General features: G+C 43.6%; 17 protein-coding genes. 6 read left to right on the top strand and 11 right to left on the bottom strand.

All coding sequences use genetic code 11. From position 1 onward, the window contains the following. Positions 1-148: 148 nt before the first annotated feature. Positions 149-847: a RadC family protein gene (gene radC, locus BLP33_RS14440; RefSeq protein ID WP_090531252.1), complete on the bottom strand. Its 699-nt coding sequence runs from the start codon at positions 845-847 to the stop codon at positions 149-151. An 84-nt stretch (positions 848-931) separates the two neighbouring features. Next, on the bottom strand, positions 932-1,186 hold the full coding sequence (rpsT, locus tag BLP33_RS14445) for a 30S ribosomal protein S20 (protein WP_090529771.1): 255 nt from the start codon (positions 1,184-1,186) through the stop codon (positions 932-934). Positions 1,187-1,432: 246 nt separating this feature from the next. Between rpsT and BLP33_RS14450 the strand changes: the two genes are divergently transcribed. The 5 genes from BLP33_RS14450 (at position 1,433) to BLP33_RS14470 (ending at position 8,807) form a co-directional block, all read left to right on the top strand. Beyond that, positions 1,433-2,191: a class I SAM-dependent methyltransferase gene (locus BLP33_RS14450; protein ID WP_090531254.1), complete on the top strand. Its 759-nt coding sequence runs from the start codon at positions 1,433-1,435 to the stop codon at positions 2,189-2,191. An 87-nt stretch (positions 2,192-2,278) separates the two neighbouring features. After that, positions 2,279-3,964 (top strand): MutS-related protein, encoded by a 1,686-nt coding sequence (locus BLP33_RS14455; RefSeq protein ID WP_090529774.1) that lies wholly within the window; start codon positions 2,279-2,281, stop codon positions 3,962-3,964. 15 nt (positions 3,965-3,979) lie between these two features. After that, entirely contained in the window at positions 3,980-4,939 is a 960-nt protein-coding gene (locus BLP33_RS14460; protein WP_139159996.1) for a zinc dependent phospholipase C family protein, read from the top strand. Between the two features lie 390 nt (positions 4,940-5,329). Beyond that, positions 5,330-7,441, top strand: a complete 2,112-nt coding sequence (locus BLP33_RS14465; protein WP_090529778.1) for a LamG domain-containing protein — start codon at positions 5,330-5,332, stop codon at positions 7,439-7,441. 4 nt (positions 7,442-7,445) lie between these two features. Continuing rightward, complete coding sequence (locus BLP33_RS14470) at positions 7,446-8,807, top strand: vWA domain-containing protein (protein ID WP_175490016.1); 1,362 nt, start codon at positions 7,446-7,448, stop codon at positions 8,805-8,807. Positions 8,808-8,898: 91 nt separating this feature from the next. Here BLP33_RS14470 and BLP33_RS14475 read toward each other — a convergent pair whose 3' ends face one another. The 9 genes from BLP33_RS14475 to BLP33_RS14515 form a co-directional block, all read right to left on the bottom strand. Further along, complete coding sequence (locus BLP33_RS14475; protein ID WP_090529785.1) at positions 8,899-9,555, bottom strand: DedA family protein; 657 nt, start codon at positions 9,553-9,555, stop codon at positions 8,899-8,901. A gap of 45 nt (positions 9,556-9,600) precedes the next feature. After that, on the bottom strand, positions 9,601-10,341 hold the full coding sequence (locus tag BLP33_RS14480; RefSeq protein WP_175490017.1) for a DUF4397 domain-containing protein: 741 nt from the start codon (positions 10,339-10,341) through the stop codon (positions 9,601-9,603). 8 nt (positions 10,342-10,349) lie between these two features. Further along, positions 10,350-11,036, bottom strand: coding sequence for a DUF4397 domain-containing protein (locus tag BLP33_RS14485; protein WP_090529791.1), 687 nt, complete (start codon positions 11,034-11,036; stop codon positions 10,350-10,352). A gap of 113 nt (positions 11,037-11,149) precedes the next feature. Next, complete coding sequence (gene dnaN / locus BLP33_RS14490) at positions 11,150-12,274, bottom strand: DNA polymerase III subunit beta (RefSeq protein WP_090529793.1); 1,125 nt, start codon at positions 12,272-12,274, stop codon at positions 11,150-11,152. 33 nt (positions 12,275-12,307) lie between these two features. After that, positions 12,308-14,704 (bottom strand): gliding motility-associated ABC transporter substrate-binding protein GldG, encoded by a 2,397-nt coding sequence (gene gldG, locus BLP33_RS14495; protein WP_090529797.1) that lies wholly within the window; start codon positions 14,702-14,704, stop codon positions 12,308-12,310. Between the two features lie 320 nt (positions 14,705-15,024). Further along, positions 15,025-15,615 (bottom strand): hypothetical protein, encoded by a 591-nt coding sequence (locus BLP33_RS14500; protein WP_090529800.1) that lies wholly within the window; start codon positions 15,613-15,615, stop codon positions 15,025-15,027. A gap of 74 nt (positions 15,616-15,689) precedes the next feature. Further along, the gene (locus tag BLP33_RS14505) at positions 15,690-16,199 is read right to left on the bottom strand and encodes a hypothetical protein (RefSeq protein ID WP_090529803.1); all 510 of its coding nucleotides are present in this window, start codon (positions 16,197-16,199) and stop codon (positions 15,690-15,692) included. 100 nt (positions 16,200-16,299) lie between these two features. Further along, complete coding sequence (locus tag BLP33_RS14510; RefSeq protein WP_090529807.1) at positions 16,300-16,806, bottom strand: outer membrane beta-barrel protein; 507 nt, start codon at positions 16,804-16,806, stop codon at positions 16,300-16,302. Between the two features lie 178 nt (positions 16,807-16,984). Next, positions 16,985-17,692: an ATP-binding cassette domain-containing protein gene (locus tag BLP33_RS14515; protein ID WP_090529810.1), complete on the bottom strand. Its 708-nt coding sequence runs from the start codon at positions 17,690-17,692 to the stop codon at positions 16,985-16,987. A 23-nt stretch (positions 17,693-17,715) separates the two neighbouring features. On the opposite strand from BLP33_RS14515, the gene BLP33_RS27465 reads away from it, so the two are divergent. After that, on the top strand, positions 17,716-17,868 hold the full coding sequence (locus BLP33_RS27465; protein ID WP_175490018.1) for a hypothetical protein: 153 nt from the start codon (positions 17,716-17,718) through the stop codon (positions 17,866-17,868). Positions 17,869-18,017: the final 149 nt, after the last annotated feature.

Genomic DNA, 18,017 nt, shown 5'->3' on the forward strand with positions numbered 1-18,017 from the left:
GAAATGATAATCGGCAAAGATACGATTTAGGCTGAAAGGTTAAAGGCGAAAGGTAAAAGGTATTTTATTTAAAAATTAATCTAATTTGAAGATTTGAAAATGTTAGGTCAATTTCAAATCGCCTCATTTTCAAATCTTAAAATCGAAACTACATCAACCCTTCATCGGCCAAACTTAAGTAGCCGGCATCGGTAATGATTAAATGATCAAACACACCCATGTCCAGCATCCGGCCAGCGGCGCTTATTTTTTTGGTGAGCTGAATGTCTTCGTTACTGGGTTTCAGATTACCCGATGGGTGGTTATGCACCAGTATTAGGCCGCTGGCCTGGTATTGCAGGGCTGAATAAAAGATGATCTTCGGGTCGCATACCGTAGCCGACAAACCTCCTTTACTGATCAGCTCCTTCCCTAATACTTTGTTGGAACGGCCTAATAGTATGATCCAGAATTCCTCGTGGTTCAGGTCCATCAAATGGCGACGCATAATATTGTACCCATCCCTGCTTGACGTGATCACCTCAATGGCGCCCGATTCAAATTCATTACGGCGGCGGCCGATCTCCAGCGCGGCAATAATAGATATAGCTTTGGCTTCCCCTATTCCTTTAAACTTGGATAATTCGGCTATGGAAGCCTTACCAAGCTTGTTCAGGTCGTTATCATAATTGCGCAGGATGCGCTTACTCAGTTCAACCGCGGTTTCGGTGCGGCTGCCCGAGCCGATAAGGATGGCGATCAGCTCGGCATCGGTAAGGGCGCGGCGCCCTTGTCCACTAAGTTTTTCACGCGGGCGGTCTTCCTCAGCCCATGATTTAATACTGATCTTGCTTTCGTAGTTTTCCACGGCATTAAAGTATGAAAAAGCGCCAAACAAAAAAAGGGATAGCGTTGGTACACTATCCCCTTTGGTATATTTTAATAGCTAAGATTAGCTTAAGCCGTTAACAAATTTAGTAAGCTTTGATTTATTGTTCGAAGCTTTGTTTTTGTGAATAACGTTCTTTTTAGCTAAACGGTCAAGCATTGAAATCACTTTACCCAACAGTGCAGAAGCATCGGCCTTGGTAGTAGTGTTTCTTAATTTCTTAATAGCGTTCCTGGTTGTTTTAGCCTGGTACCTGTTGCGCAGACGCTTCGCAGCGTTTGCCCTGATTCTTTTTAATGATGATTTATGATTTGCCATCTCGTATAGCTTGTTATTCTTTTCTACTTATTTTAAGGACTGCAAATATAGAGCGATTAAATTTAATATGCAAGTGGTTTTTTGATTTATATTTCAGGATGATTAGGTTGATAATGTGATTGATTACCTGAACCCTTAAGACGTGAAGACCTCTCAAATTAACAAGCTGTTAACCCCGCATTCACGAAGTGTTTATACAACACAATGATTTTTGCTGCGTTACTATTAATTAAAACTATTGCGTTTATGGTTACCAACAGCACCACCAGGTTCAGCAACCGGGTTGAAGATTATGTAAAATACCGTCCCGGCTACCCCGACGAACTTGTTAAGTTTTTACATGACGCTTACGGCTTAACACAGGATAAGCTCATTGCCGATATTGGTGCAGGTACAGGGATCTCTACCGCATTGTTCCTGAAAAAAGGCTACCGGGTAATTGCCATTGAACCAAATTTGGAGATGCGCGAAAAAGCTATCGAGTTACTCGGTTCATATAACGGTTTTATCCCCCGAAACGGCACTGCAGAAAATACCGGCATCGAGAGTAATAGCATTAATGCTATTATAGCCGGACAGGCTTTTCATTGGTTTGATGCCGTAAAAACCTGTGCTGAATTTAAAAGGATCCTGAAACCGGATGGCATTGTTGCCCTCATCTGGAATGAAAGAAAAACAACATCGGCCTTTGAACAGGAATATGATGAACTCATTGTAAAACATGCCCGCGATTACGTAAAGGTTGATCACCGCAACATCGATACCGAACATATCGCTGCTTTCTTTAAGCCGCAACCCGTTCACCTGGAAATATTCGCCAATAAACAGGTATTTGATTTTGAAGGATTAAAAGGCAGGCTGCTGTCATCATCATACATGCCTGCACGTGGCGATGAGGGGTACGGGCCAATGATTAACGATTTGCATGCACTTTTTGATAAATTTCAGCAGGATGGCGTTATCGTTATTAATTACGATACGAAGGTTTATTCGGGGAAACTGTAAGATCAACATTATTTCGTATCGGTGAAACAATTGCACGCGGGTATTATCTAATTAGCAAACACAGTGGCTTATTAATACTACTTAAACATGATATACTGGATCATTATTATAATACTGCTGCCTTTTATATTTATTTTAATAAGCCATTTAAAAAACAAAGCCCAACAAAAAAAGAAACTTACCGAAATAAAAGAACGCTGGGGCAAACCCATAATTGCAAGCAGAAATTTCAAACCGATCAGCACCTACCTTACAGCTTATGGCGGCTCAAGCGGGATCTCTGCCGATACTGCCACCGACCTTGACATCGACAGCGTATTTGAATTTATCGACCGTACCAATTCAAAACCCGGGCAACAATACCTATATAAGCAATTACACTCCCCGCAAATTTCAGAAGAGTATTTTGAAACGCTTGAACAGCGGATCGGCAATGTCACCGCCGACAAAGAATTGAGAGAGGCAGCCGAGCTTAAATTATCTGAGTTAGGGAACAGTGATGCCTACTACTTACCGGAGCTTTTTAAGAAACCGCATCATTCCATGTTTCCGGCAATTGGCAATTTTTATATCAGCATAGCGCCGTTTTTGATCATTGGAGTGGCATTTAGCCTTTTTATTGTTCCCAACCAGTTTATGCTCTTGCTATTGCTGGTATTAATGATAGCCAATGTAGTTATTCATTACAGTAATAAAACCCAGATGCTGAACTACACACATTCGCTACCGCAGTTATTGGTTTTATTCAAGGTATCAAATTGGCTTAAGAACCACAACCTGCTCAGGGATAATGAAAATACCCGCCTCAGTATGGTTAATATGGGCAAACTCAAAAATTCGTTAAATTATATCACCCTGCAAAATAAAGCCGCTATTGACCCTACCGATATTTACTACCTGGTTACCGAATGGCTGAAAATGTTCCTGCTTATTGAGCCGCTGGTATTTATAAAATCCATCACCAAGGTAAACAAATACCTTAGTGACATTAAAGTTGTTTATGAAGCGGTGGCTGAGGTTGATGTTGCCATTTCCATCCAATCGGTACGTGATGGCGCGGCTCATTATTGCAAACCTCAACTTACAACCGGCAATACTCATATCATTATTAAAAATCTTTATCACCCGCTTATTGAAAACTGCGTGTCAAATTCTATCGCTATAGATAATACACAAGGCATTTTGGTAACTGGTTCCAACATGTCGGGTAAAACCACTTTTATCAGGGCTATTGCTATAAACGCTTTGCTATCGCAAACCATTAACACCAGTTTTGCTACAGTATACCAGGCTCCTCCGCTCAAAATATTTACCAGCATTGATATGACCGACGATTTGGGCGATAATAAAAGCTATTTCCAGGCCGAGGCATTAGCTGTTAAAAATATAGTGGCACAAACCATTGCCAGCAAACCCATAAACAGCCTCGTAATCATTGATGAAATTTTCAGGGGTACAAATACCATTGAACGGATAGCCGCCGCGAAAGCCGTACTAAGCTACTTTATCCACAATCAAAGCTTCGTTTTTGTATCTACACACGATCTGGAACTGGCCGAATTACTGGGCAGCGATTACAAAGTTTTCTCTTTTGAGGAAGTGATTGGTGATGACCGCTTGGTATTTGATTATAAAATTAAAGAGGGATTGCTCAAAAACCGAAATGGCATCGCTGTTTTAAAAGGCGTCGGTTTCCCGGAGAGTATTATTGATGAAGCCAATAAGGTAAGCAGCCAATTAAGGGAGAAGTATAATTTAAAACTCCCCCTTTAATTGCATCTTTGCCTCATGAACCGCCGCATAATTTTAAGCATAACTGGTACCTGTTTAATCATGTTATGCTCATCATGGGGATTCTTTGCACATTATCGTATTAACCGGCTGGCAGTTTTCACATTACCGAAGGCCATGGCAGATTTTTACAGATGCAATATCGATTATATAACCGAACATGCCGTTAGCGCCGACAAACGCCGCTATGTTGACTCATCAGAAGCGCCACGCCATTTCTTTGATGCCGACCGTTACGGCAAAAAACCCTTTGAGGCTATGCCTAAAAAATGGAAGGATGCCGTTGCCAAATACTCAAAAGATACCATCATTAAATACGGCACTGTTCCCTGGACCATTCAGTACCAGTATTACAGGCTGGTACGGGCTTTGAAAGCCCATGATACAACGGCCATCCTTAATGCATCTGCCTATTTAGGGCATTATATTGCCGATGCACACGTACCGCTGCACCTAACCCAAAACTACAACGGCCAGCTTACGGGGCAAACCGGCATCCATGCCCTTTGGGAAAGCCGCCTGCCCGAGTTATTTGCCGATCATTATAATTACTACGTTGGCAAGGCCCGGTATATTGAAAACCCGTTGAACGAAGCATTCCGTATATGCAAGGCTACTTACAAAACCGTTGATACGGTTTTACGCTTTGAGCGCATACTGAACAAAACCTACCCGCAGGACAAAAAGTACGCGTTGGTACAGCATGGCAAAAAGCAAATTACCGATTACTCCGTGGCCTATAGCCTGACTTATCACAAAATGCTGAAGGGGATGGTGGCAAGGCAAATGCGGGCATCTATTCTTTCCGTGGGTAGTTTCTGGTACTCGGCCTGGGTTGATGCAGGGCAGCCCGACCTGAACAAGCTTATCGCACAGCCTTTAAGCATCGAACAAAAGGCAAAGCTTCGGCAAGAAGAAATGCTTTACCGATCAGGCAAAGCATTAATAATAAAATAGTTAACGATCAAACCCGGCAGCCTTCCCCTGCCTTCTTTATATTCTCCGTATCAGCTCCACGAAAACAGCGAAAGGGCTAACACCAGTTATCACCTTTCTTATCTGAAACAATCGTAACATGGCAGCATAATCAATCATTAGAAATTGCTGCCTCATCTGCTTCATTTCCCGTTATCATTGGTATTTATACGCAATTTTTCCATTAGGTATTTATACGCTATTACCCGGTTTACAACCCTCCTAACTTAGTTAAATCAATCAGGAAGTTGATTTGACCTCCCCTTTTAGCCACAAGCCCTAAACCTAATAGAGAATTAAATAAACAGGAGGCCATATCGAGTGACTGGCATTTTATATCACTGAATATTTACATCTATAAACTATCATCTTATGGCAAATTTAACTTTAGCACCACGATGGGCATCAAGTGTGCTGCAACTCGGAAACACCGCTTATGTAGATTGCGGTACACCAACCGTACTAAACAATTTAACCTCCTTTACCCTGGAGGCCTGGGTAAACGTGTCGAGCCTTAACGGATTTCAATCCGTAGTTGGCAATGTTGACAATGCGGTTGGCGGACAATACCAATTATTTCTTGAATCCGGTTATGTTTACGCCTATGTAGGCATCGCACCGTATCTGATCAAATCAACTTTACCCATCACTGTCAACGAATGGCACCACCTGGCCTCTGTATTTGATGGTACAACTTCCAGCTTATCGCTTTATGTTGATGGCGTGGCTGTTGCGCAAAGCACCTTTTCGGGAACGCTGCCTGCAAGCGGTACCAATATGCTGCTGGGGGCTGTAATGCAGCAGAGTAGCCCGATCTGGTACCTACAGGGCCAGCTTGGAAGGATTATGATCTGGAATAGCGTGCGCGACGCTGAAGATATCCTTAATGATTCGGTACAGGTGAATAATTATAGCGCTGTCCAAAATCCCAACCTTATATTTTACAGCGACTTTTCGGAAATGCCGGGGGTAGACAGTTCCGGAAATAATATAGCCCTTAATTTCAAAAACAATGTACAATACGCGTTCAATGTTCCATCTGTTGTACTGGGAGCGGATGGTTATGTTGATTGCGGCTCCTTTCCCGAATACAGCATTCCCGGAAACGCCCCTTATACCATTGAAGGCTGGTTCTTCCCGGGCAGCAGCAGCAACGGTATCCTGTTAAGTTATGGCCTGAACGGCGCATGGGAATACAAAGTAAGCTATCAAAACAACCAGGTTATAGGCCAGCGTAACAGCGACAGTATTTCTTTAGCATCAGCAGCCTCAGTTTTGCCGCTAAGCTATTATCATTTTGCACTAAGTTATGATAGCGATGTTAAAGCCCTTAGCTTGTACGTAAACGGTAACCTTCAGGCTATCGATTATTTTCCTTCGCCGGTTACCGCGGTTCCAAACGGGCATGTACTCGTAGGCGCTCAATATGATTCGAACGGAAATATCATCGACAACTTCGGCGGTTCTATCCAAAACCTGCGCATCTGGAATGTATGTTTGGAACAATCAGAAATTGTTCAATGGATGTACAATGACGTGATAACCGATAACCGTTTAATTTCAAATTTTGATTTCACCGTTAACCCGCCGATAGATACAACCGACAAATCAACCCTTGAACTGGATAACGGTGCTGTGCAGCAGCTCCAAACCGTAAACGTTTTAACTACCGAGCAGATTGCGCTTTTGGGCATCCCACAATCCATCAACGCTATTTATCTCAATCAAAACGTAGAAACGCCTGTACCGCCGCCTACTGATATCCTATTTGCCAGTCAGCCCAAAGTTTTTACCGAAGATCATAAAGAGGAAAGCTGGGCACAATTTGAAGATTGGTTCGGCAGTAAAAACGGAGGCCCGGCAACAGAAGGCTTTCGCCAGCAGTTTGATAACGCTTATGAAAAAGCCCGGCAAATGTTTGACGAAAATGCCAATCTGTCCCGCGTTTTTACCCGCACCGATACCAATGGCATAACCCGTATTATTTACCATGGTGTAAAGGCAGACATGCTCGTTTACGAAGGGGCTATAGGCGCCGAATCAGACTGTACGCTCTGGTGGATCCAATTCATCTTTGCGCTTACTGTAGGTTTCCTTCAGGCTGTGGGGCTGGCACCTACCACCGGCAATATCGCCACGCGTATTTATAATCTGCTCCGTGCAAATCAAACGGTAATGAATGCCATGAGCTCAATGGCCGGAAAAGCAATCAGCGCCACAGCCGCTATTGGTTTTGTAGGTGTAATATATCAGCAGGGACTTATGTGGACCATTATCAAGTTTGTGCTGACATCCGCAGGATGGTATGCCTTATTCTGGATCCTTCGTAAAGTAATAGCCATAGTAACAGGCCTGGAAGCAGCCGCCATACTTGCCGGTTTTATTGTATGGGCTACTCAGCTTACCATACTTTCACTTAAATACAATACCGCATGCGGTCAGCTTCTCCAATCAACTAATGTTTCACCTTCTTTTAATTCATAAAGCCATGCCAACTTCAACACCTGTTGTCGCTATACCTGTGGTAGACACTTCATATAGCATGACAACTTCAAATTATGTCGCAATCACAGTCATCGATACCAAAGCTTTCCTGAACAATGCGCTCCCTGGCGATTATATTGGCGTGGCATCCTACGACACCAACGGAAGAGTAACCTATAACCTGGCACAGGTTGATCAAAACCTTACCGTACCGGTTACAGCAGCTGCAGCTGTACAAAACCTAAGTTTCACCGGAAGCTGCACCAATATGGGAGGAGGGCTTCAAACCGCTGTAAATATGCTTTCAAGTGCTCCTGCCGGTGTAAATAAAGGCCTGGTGCTGCTTTCTGACGGTTATCAAAACTGCGGCACCAATCCCCTGCCATTACCTGCCGGCACCCCTCCCGTATATTCATGTGCAATGGGGCCGGCGTCTGACCAAAACTTAATGCAGCAAATTGCAACCCAGAGCGGCGGCCAGTATTATTATGCCCCCTATGTTTTCAATATGATGCAAATTTACAACCAGATCAGGGCGCAAACTCCTGCTGCACAATTACTTGCAAACGGATACAAAGTAGCCCAGGCCTATGATTACCTGCTGATTCCGGCCACCGTATCTGCAGGCAACGACCTCGGGCAGTTTTCGGTTGTATGGAGTGATCCTAATTATACGTTCACAAACGGCCAGCCCGGACTTAATCAATTAAGTGTAACACTTGTAACGCCGGCCGGCGTGGTAATTACACCAATGCCTACCTTACAGGGAGGGGCCTATGTGGTATTTAACATTCCTAACCCGGCGGTAGGCCTATGGTATATCCAGATCATGTATGGCGGTACAACCCCGCAGGGCCTGACAGGCGGTGCTTTTGAATACGCACCTTCAGGCAATGCCGCTCCGCTTCAGCTTACAGTTGATGCCCCTGCTATTGTACGCAAAGGACAGCCTATTACTTATCATGCACATTTAACGGATGATGGAAAGCCGATAACCGGACAACAAATACGTGCTTTGGTTACCCGTCCCAAACTAAGTCAGAATAGCGCAATTAAAGCTTATGCATCAGACCTTAAAAACATAAAGCTGCCTGAAGAAACAATGGACACTATACAACATCCCGATTTGGCGAAGCTCGATCTGCTTTACAGGCAGCGGTTGACGGAGGAGGACCTTTTGCCGCACATAAAGGGCGGGAGTATCCTGTCAGCGGCAAAGCAAGGTGGGTACGCCGGTACTATACATGAAACGCACGAGGCCGGAAGTTACACCATCGAACTTGAAGTAACCGGATTTTCAGACAAATCCAAAACGCCGTTTTCCAGAAGTCGTCGCTTTAATGTAGTGGTTACCGATGGCGATTGAATAAACCACCATCCTGTTTAATAAACAAAAAGCCTGTGTCGGAATTATATCCTGCACAGGCTTTTGATATTTGAAAATGCTGAACAGGCTTTTATTGCCCCTCAGAAACTTTGGCGCTACGGCCTTTTATAGCGGCAAAAATGGGTGGCAATATCGAGATGAGAATGATGATCACTCCTACCAGCGAAAAGTTTTTAGCTATCACCGGTACCTGCCCTAATTTGTAACCCGCAAACAGGAACACAATGATCCATGATGCACCGCCGACGATGTTATAAAGGCTATACTTTAAAAAAGGCATCCTGCCAACACCGGCCACAAAAGGTGCGATAGTGCGGATAATAGGCATAAAACGGCTAAAAATCACCGCCTTGCCGCCGTGTTTATCAAAAAAAGCTTTGGTTTTAAGATAGTATTCGAGCTTTAGGATCTTATTTTCCTCTTTAAAAACTTTAGGGCCTAAATAGTTGCCTAAAAGATAATTGACGGTATTGCCGATAAAGGCAGCGGCAATTAATATGATGCCCAGCAGCCAGATATCCAAACCCGAACTACCACTGGCTATTAACGCGCCAGCCGCAAACAACAGTGAATCGCCTGGTAAAAAAGGGGTTACTACAAAACCTGTTTCGGCAAATATGATCAGGAAAAGGATCAGGTAGGTCCATCCCTGGTAAGCGCTGGTTATTTGTACCAGGTGCTTATCAATATGCAGTATAAAGTCGATTATGCTTTTTATTACTTCCACAGGCTAAAATTTTGCCCAAAAATATAAATATTAAACAAAACGCAGCTACTGAAGTGTCTTACTAAGCAGATTATTAGTAAGTACCCCCGCGCCAAAGGCCAATGAGTCGGCGCTGCCAACAATACCTTTAGTATAAATAGTATAGGCGCGGCCGTCCTGTATAGTTACATTTTGCAGGGTTGTTTCAATTGTCGTGGGCGTTCGGGTAGTGGTAATGGTAAAGTTATAATTACCGGCAGTAAGTTCAACGTATTTAGATACCTTGTTAAAGGTAGTACCTCTAACCACAAGGGTGTCATTAGCCCGCAGATCCAGGGCTGATGTATTGGGTGAAGTATGTACAAACCTCACCTTTCCTTTCCCTATGGCTGGCAAACCGGTACTATCAGATAGTATAAATGAACTGACAAACGAACTATCCTTTCTGAAGCCGGTTATAAACATCGTGTATTTCCTGTTGGCTTTAAGCGTAGTATCAAATTGCAGCAAAATAACCGGCGCCGCAGTAGCTGTACGTAACTGTAACGGCGGTTCAAGTGTTGAAAGGTAAAAATATCCCGAACTGTTTGGATAAGTATAGGTAGTGGTATTATACCTGATAAAATGCTGATAAAGGTATACCGGCTGGATATCGGGGCTTAAATTAACGATTTGAAACTGGGTATTGAGGCCTACTGATGATGCATTGCCCCCCTTACCGCATGAAGAAACAGCACAGATGAAAAGTCCGCATAGCACAGCTATAAAAAACGAAACCAGTACCTTGCTTTTATTTTTATTAACCATTAATGTAATCATTGATTGATGAACAAACCGGTTGCCAGGCCTGTACTTTTATTGCCGTAACCGTAATAAGTGTATATCTTACCGGCGCTTAGTGATACCGTATCCCTTACAATGGTACCCGGAAAGGCCGCCGAATGCAACGCCATATTATGCTCCCCGGGCGCTACCAAATAAAAAGTTGAAGTACTTTTAAAACCCAGATCTTTCATTTTTGGGGTATCTAAGGCAGCTGTTGTACCTTCAAAGTGCACGCTTATATTTCCGGCATCTGGCGAAGCATTTACAAACCTGATCTTTGCCTGTTTATTTGTATCGGCAACCAATACATCTGTAGTTTTAAAAACCTGGTCGACCGTATTACCAGCTACGTAAAATGAATATACAGAATCCTTACTTAAAGTTAAAGGCAGGCTAAACAGCGGATTTGGATTATTTGGCCCATCTAATTTAACCGAATAGCTTTGTGTACCCGCTTTTACCGAAATATACCCGAGCGTGCCTCCCGGATAAAATGTTGTTGTATTGTTTATTCTTGTACCATTAACATAAATATTAACATTATTGAAGGTAGCATTAATAACATTTAATGATGATGTCGACGAATCTACCGCATCGGGTTTATCGTTGTTTTTTTTGCACGATGCAAAGCAACCAGCCGTGGCTATCAACAATAAAACTTTAACCTTTATATTCATATACAATTATAAGCTATAACTGCTTACTGTAATTTTTGGTATCGGGTGCTGAACAAAAAAAGTCCGGTTTATGATACCGGACTTAGTTTTGGATTTATAATTTAAGTTTACACTTAAGCATAGCTATTGAGCATCACCGGCATAACCAGCATCAGCACGTCTTCATTCTCATCACCTCCCTGCGGCAGTAATAAGCCGGCACGGTTTGGAGTTGACATTTCCAAAGATACTTCTTCGCAGCTTAAATTCTTCAACATTTCTATTAAAAATCTTGCATTGAAGCCAATTTCCATGTCTTCGCCCTCATATTGACAGCTTAAACGCTCGTGGGCCTCGTTAGCAAAGTCGATATCTTCTGACGAGATATTTAACTCGCTGCCATTTATTTTAAGCCTTACCTGGTGCGTGGTTTTGTTAGCGTAAATAGCCACACGGTTTAACGACCCCAGGAAGGTAAGCCTGTCGATATTTAATTTATTAGGGTTATTTTGAGGAATAACCGCCTCGTAATCAGGGTAACGCTCGTCAATTAAACGGCATACCAGGTTGATATTGCCAAACTTGAAGAAAGCACTGGTGGAATTATACTCAACAGATACATTCACATCATCGCTTGGCAATGATGATTTAAGCAGGGTTAACGCTTTTTTAGGCAGAATGAATGATGTAGTGCTTGCAGCCTTTGCATCTTTACGGCGGTAACGAACCAGTTTATGTGCGTCTGTAGCAACAAAAGTAAGGGCCGATGTTGTTAGCTGGCAGTAAACGCCTGTCATAGCCGGGCGCAACTCGTCATTACTTACCGCGAAAATAGTTTTGTTGATAGCTTCGGCTAAAACTGAAGCAGGCAGATTTACTGATGAAGCGTTTTCAACAACCGGGATTTTTGGAAAGTCCTCGCCGTTTTCGCCGCTTAGTTTGTATTTACCGTCGCCTGCATTAATTTCAATGGCGAAGGTTTTATCATCAACCGAAAAAGCAACAGGTTGCTCCGGTAATGATTTCAGGGTCTCTAACAATATACGCGACGGGATAGCAATCCTGCCGTTCTCTTTAGCCTCAACCGGTAAAGAGGTGGTCATGCTGGTTTGCAGGTCGGTAGCAGAAATGGTCAAGTTCCCATCCTTTATCTCGAACAAAAAGTTTTCCAGTATCGGCAGCACAGTACTGCTGCTTAACGCACCACTTACCGATTGCAGTTGTTTGAGTAATGTTGAGGTAGAAACAATAAATCTCATATGGTTGTAATTAATCTATCAAAAATAGAAAATTTAACGGGCATACTTTTGCCTGCGTAAATAATGTTGAAAAATAGCACATATTAACACTAAAATCAGCGGTGCAACAGTATTAACCAGCTGCCAGTACAATTTTTCGCCGCGGATACGTGCCCTGTCCAGCAGGCGGATCTTAATTTCCTTGGTACGCAGGGCTATCAGCCCCGAGTCGTCGGTCATGTAATCGGCTATGTTAAGCAGCAGGTTTTTATTACCGTAGGTTTGATGGGTATAATGATCATAACCCAGCGGATAAGGCGAACCATCGCTGCCTACCTGATTCTTTAAAATATCACCATCGCTAATCACTATCATTTTGGTAGGCTCGCTTTGTTGCTTTATGGCAACTTGCTCTTTAAGCCCTTCGGGCAGCGGACGGTTTTGCCAGTCGCTTACAAAACTGCCTTCCAATAATACACCCGTTATTTTAGGTGTACTTTGAAATTCTTTAGGGTTTGGCTCCTGCTCCAAAGCCTGCAATGATAATATGTGCGGAGCTGTTAACTTTTTATTATAGGGCGATGAGGTTAGCAACACCGTTTTATTTACATTTTTGGTATCGAGGATATCAATAGTGCTTGCAAACTCGCTGCCGATGCCGTCCAAATTTTTCACCACCGGGTGTTTGCTTAGCGGAATAAATACCGGGTAATACAGCCATGGCAGCATCTGGATCTGCGCCTGCCCGCCAACATTGCCGGTGCTGATGGGAATTTGCGAGCAGTTCATATCAGCAATCAGATCATAATTGATACGGATGCCGTAACGGAAAAGCTGATCATCCAGGTTAAGCTGTTTTGGGAAAGCAAGCTGCTCGCCGCCATGCCCGCGAAGGCTATCCAATTCGGCGCTAACCTGGTCAATAGTCCACAATACCCGGCCTCCGTGCATGATATACTGATCAAGCTTAAATTTCTCTATTTCCGAAAACTTTTGATCTGGTTTAGCTATCACCAGCAATTTGATCTTTTGCAGATCGGCAAAGGAAATTGCATTCAAATCAACCCGGCCTACCTGGAAACCATCGGCAAGGGTTTTCATGGCATCGTTCAGTTGTAAATCGGTTAGTTCATGATGGCCTTCGGTAAAGCCGATTTGCGGCCTGCCCCCGTTAACCGCTTTTTTTATGGCCGATGAAAATGCATATTCCTGGTTTTGGATAGAGTTATTCAGTACTTCATCGGGCGAGAGGCCTATCCTGCTCAGCAATAGCTTTACCGGGATATCCTTACCATCTGCCGATACCAACGCCGACGGAAATATAAGCTTTTGGCTTACGCCATTATCAGTTTTAACGCTCAGGTTGGTTGGCTCAACACCTTCGGCAGCCATGTTTTGGATCACTTCGTTCTGCTGATCGTTGTTTAAACCTTTCAATGGGTCACGGAACTCGAACTGAATTTTACCTTTACTGTAAGCTTGCAAATCGCTCAGCATATCGCGTGTAGCGCTTTGCAGGCGTTTAAAGCCGCCCGGCAGGTTATCGCCCTGTAAATACACCACCACTTTTACTTTTTTAGGCAGCTTATCCATGATTTGCCTACTGATGGACGATATGGTATAACGCTTTTCGGCAGTAAAATCAAAACGGGTAAAAGTAAATGATGACAGGATCCCCAGAAAAAACAAAACTCCTAAAACGCCGATCATCACAGTACCGCCTACCCCCTTTTGGCGCTGCTTTGCCAGCACAAACAGGGTAAGCCATATAAATATACCGGTGGTGATGATGAAATAAACCAGGTCGCGGGTATCCAGCACACCACGGCTTACCGAATCATAGTGCTGGGTGATACCTAAATTCTGCAATCCCAGGTCCTGCAATGAGAGCAACTGACTAATTGAATCAAACCCACTGTAAAAAAAGAAACACAGAAAAACGGATATCGTAAAGGCAATGATCTGATTTTTAGTGATGGATGAGGTAAACAAACCTATCCCCACAAATACTGCTCCCAATAAAAACAAACCGATGTATGAGCCTATCACTGCGCCGGTATCAATATTGCCCTGCGGCATGCCCAATGCACTTACCGAATAATAGTAAACCAGTGTGGGCAGTAAAGCAAAAAGTACTATTAACAAACAGGCAAGGTATTTGCCCAGTACTATTTCCCAATCTTTTAAAGGGCGGGTAAACAGCAGTTCAAAAGTGCCTTCCTTACGCTCTTCGGCAAGGGAGCGCATGGTAATGGCCGGGATCAGGAACATGAACAGGTACGGCGCAGTGCTGAACAAGCTTTCGAGCCCGGCATACCCGTACTCCAGTATACTTGAATCAGGGAATACCCACAAAAACAGGCCAAGCACCAGTAAAAATACACCGATGGTAACATAGGCCACCAGCGAACTGAGGTAGGATACTATTTCTTTTTTAAGGATACTCAGCACGTTATATTATATTGTATTAAGCGCCGAAATTACAACAATAATGCGCCAAAGCAAAGTGTGCTCGGATATCGGGGAGAGATATCGGATTTCGGATTTTCGATATCGGATTTAATTATTTTAAAACCCCTTTGCGGGTTTAAGCGTGGACGCTCCTTTTAAAGCGTAGTTCAAGCGAAGGACGCTTGAACTTGCCGGGGGACTTTTGAGCTTGTGGGGCAACACTACTGCAACTGCCACTTTAATATCTGCTACTAAAACCTCTGTCCGTCCGTTTCCAGGACCCAACCACCTGTGGCCAAAAGCCGGACAACTACCCAATCCTAAAACCTATACTTATAAGCCACATTTAACACCAACTGATTAATAGCATGGTCGTAATCGGTATTTTTATATCCCCTTTCAAACTGCAAGCCAAAATCGAGCCCGTGATGAGGGCCAATAGGCACAACAGCTCCTGCCCCTCCTGCGTAAATAAATGAGGTACGTGCTCTACTATTGATGCTGAAAGCGCTGCCTGTTTCGGCATTTACATAAAGGTATTTTGTAAAGTAATATTTCAAACCCGCGGTTAGCGGCAGGTAAGCATACAGATCATGATAGCGATTATCGTAGAAAACGTTTGACGAGTTACTTGAAAATAAATACTGCGGATTTGATTCGGTAAAAACAAAACCGGTGCCGGCTATAAAACGCAGGGTTTCGGTGATCGGTTTTTCCAGCTTCAGGTTAATGCTAAAGCCGGCATCTACATTAAAGTCGGTGCCGTTATCATCGCGGTAATTCATGTTAAGCGGTGCAATTATTCCAGACCCTATGCTTAACGATGTTTGTTTGCCCCGCTGCGCATTGGCTGCAAATGAAAATACAGTAAATAATAAAATGAATGTGATGCGGATAGGTTTATGAGTCATGTTATATAAGATTACAGGTGCTTTTTAACGAAAATACGCCCTTCGGCAATATATCGCTACAAAAAATAAAATATTTACCTGCCAAATCTGTAAGCAAATCTGATAGCTGTTTGCTGCAGCGTATGGGCCGACCAGCTTTCATACCTCAAGCCCAATTCAAAATTGCGGTTATCAGTACCGGTAGGGATCATGATTGCCGGGCCAAGGGAAAAGGCGAACAATTTACGCTCGTCATAATTAAGTTCGATGGCGCTACCTGCTTCGGCCTCCAAAAACACGCCCGAACCTACATTATACCGTACACCTGCTTTTAGCGGTACAAAGACATCACCGCCCGAATGACCGTTGTTAAAAGGCGAATCTTTGCGAAAGAAACTGCTGAACCCCGCTGTGAGCGTTAGGCTTACCGGGCTTACAACAGGCTGCTCTAACTTTAGCGATGCACCAACACCTACATTGTACAAACTGCGCGAGGGAATACCAAACTCCACCCCGGCACTAAAAGCGGTTGAGGGTTTCGGTGTGTCCTGGGCGAAGGTCTTAAAAGCAAGGAAGATAAGGAGCAGCAATAACAGTTTTTTCATATCGAGCCGAAAATACAATATTGCCCGGCTAATAATTATGAAAAACAATAAGTCCGGAAAACATTTCCCGGGCTTATTCTAAAGGTTGACAGTAGTTTAATTAAAACCTAAAAGCTACGCGCAACGCAACCTGGCTTGTAGTGCCGTTTTTTGACCAGGCTTCGTAACGTACACCAGCTTCCAGTCCACCTGCAAAGCTATAGCCCACACCAGGTGAGTAAGCAAACGCGGTGCCGGCACCACTTTCTGTACCGAATACCGCACCCAACTGACCTTCGGCAAAAAAGGCATCGTCAAAATAATATTTAACACCTGCTTTAACCGGGATAAAACCCGCTCCTGATTTACCAAAAAAATCTTTGATCTCTTTTTTATACAAGAAACGTGTGTAACCTGCCGAACCTGTTAAAAATAACTGATCGGCAATTGGATGATCATACTTCAATGAGCCGCCGATAGCGAAGTTTGAAATCTTGTGGGCATCACCAACAGGCAAACCTGCATCAACACCAATACTGAATTTTCCGCCGTCTGAATTTGCTGATTGGGCATGAGCCGCGATAGCGGTAAAGCCTAAAAAGGTTAATGATAATAATAGTTTTTTCATATAACAATAATGTAATAAAGTTTGGCATGGCGGGGTACCTCCGCCTTGCCGGTTCGCCTATATAGATGTTACAAACCAGCAATTCGTTACAAAAAATGTTAAAAAAATATTAAATGGGTAATAGTTATAGATAATAATTACTCTACCACTTCCTTGCGGATACGGAGTGGTTTGTTTTTTAATTATTGGTAAGGCTGATAAACACCTCCTCCAACGATTTGCCGCTGTTGTTTTTCCGTAGTTGCTGCAGCGTATCGTTGGCCACAATAGTTCCTTTATTAATGATAATCACCTGGCTGCACACAGCCTCTACTTCCTGCATAATGTGGGTTGAAAGTACGATGGTTTTGGTTTTACCCAAATCGAGGATCAGTTGGCGGATGCCTATTAACTGGTTAGGGTCGAGGCCGGAAGTTGGCTCATCCAGTATCAGCACTTCGGGATCATGCAGCATAGCCTGCGCCAAGCCTACCCTTTGGCGGTAACCTTTTGAAAGCTGCCCTATTTTTTTATGCTGCTCAGGACCGAGGCCTGTTTGCTCAATAATATCGGCAATACGTTTGGCAGGCTCATGAATTTTATGAATGCCGGCAACAAAGCCCAACGACTCCTTCACATACATATCCGTATACAGCGGGTTGCTTTCGGGCAGGTAGCCGATGCGGCGCTTAACCTCAAGCGGTTGTTTGGCTACATCAAATCCACCTACCGACGCCGTGCCTGATGTTTGCGGGATAAAACCGGTGAGGATTTTCATCGTGGTTGATTTACCGGCGCCGTTAGGCCCTAAAAAGCCCAATACGCCTGGTTGGGCAGTAAAGCTAATGCCATCAACAGCCTTCTGTACACCGTAAACCTTGGTTAATGCCTCAACACTAATACTCATGGCTGTAAAAATATGCTTTAGATATGAGATTTGAGACGGGAGATTTGAGATTCATGCAAAGCGGAGAGTTCTTTTGTGGTGACCGTCCGTCTGGAGGAGCCGGTTCGCTGCAAACCATTCCGGATGGTAGTTTACAGCCTAAAAATCAGGAGATTGTTATATACCTCAAAGGTTAAAAAGTCCATGTGAATGTCATTCTGAAAACCTTTTGAGGCGATAAGGCAACATATGCTTTGTAAAAAACGTATTACAATTCAATAGTTTATAAAGCTTGTCTGCTTTTGTCCTTCGGAGTATGATCCCCGGGGCGGACGGACAACAGTAC

It is taken from the genome of Mucilaginibacter sp. NFR10 (genome assembly GCF_900100445.1).
GTDB classification, from domain to species: domain Bacteria; phylum Bacteroidota; class Bacteroidia; order Sphingobacteriales; family Sphingobacteriaceae; genus Mucilaginibacter; species Mucilaginibacter rubeus.

Bases quoted from the DNA above. Each gene is read 5' to 3' on its own strand.
- BLP33_RS14455 (WP_090529774.1), top strand. From the start codon at position 2,279: ATGATATACTGGATCATTATTATAATACTGCTGCCTTTTATATTTATT.
- BLP33_RS27465 (WP_175490018.1), top strand. From the start codon at position 17,716: ATGAGATTTGAGACGGGAGATTTGAGATTCATGCAAAGCGGAGAGTTC.
- BLP33_RS14450 (WP_090531254.1), top strand. From the start codon at position 1,433: ATGGTTACCAACAGCACCACCAGGTTCAGCAACCGGGTTGAAGATTAT.
- dnaN (WP_090529793.1), bottom strand. From the start codon at position 12,274: ATGAGATTTATTGTTTCTACCTCAACATTACTCAAACAACTGCAATCG.
- BLP33_RS14515 (WP_090529810.1), bottom strand. From the start codon at position 17,692: ATGAGTATTAGTGTTGAGGCATTAACCAAGGTTTACGGTGTACAGAAG.
- rpsT (WP_090529771.1), bottom strand. From the start codon at position 1,186: ATGGCAAATCATAAATCATCATTAAAAAGAATCAGGGCAAACGCTGCG.
- BLP33_RS14465 (WP_090529778.1), top strand. From the start codon at position 5,330: ATGGCAAATTTAACTTTAGCACCACGATGGGCATCAAGTGTGCTGCAA.
- BLP33_RS14500 (WP_090529800.1), bottom strand. From the start codon at position 15,615: ATGACTCATAAACCTATCCGCATCACATTCATTTTATTATTTACTGTA.
- BLP33_RS14460 (WP_139159996.1), top strand. From the start codon at position 3,980: ATGAACCGCCGCATAATTTTAAGCATAACTGGTACCTGTTTAATCATG.
- BLP33_RS14485 (WP_090529791.1), bottom strand. From the start codon at position 11,036: ATGAATATAAAGGTTAAAGTTTTATTGTTGATAGCCACGGCTGGTTGC.
- BLP33_RS14505 (WP_090529803.1), bottom strand. From the start codon at position 16,199: ATGAAAAAACTGTTATTGCTGCTCCTTATCTTCCTTGCTTTTAAGACC.
- BLP33_RS14480 (WP_175490017.1), bottom strand. From the start codon at position 10,341: ATGGTTAATAAAAATAAAAGCAAGGTACTGGTTTCGTTTTTTATAGCT.
- BLP33_RS14510 (WP_090529807.1), bottom strand. From the start codon at position 16,806: ATGAAAAAACTATTATTATCATTAACCTTTTTAGGCTTTACCGCTATC.
- BLP33_RS14470 (WP_175490016.1), top strand. From the start codon at position 7,446: ATGCCAACTTCAACACCTGTTGTCGCTATACCTGTGGTAGACACTTCA.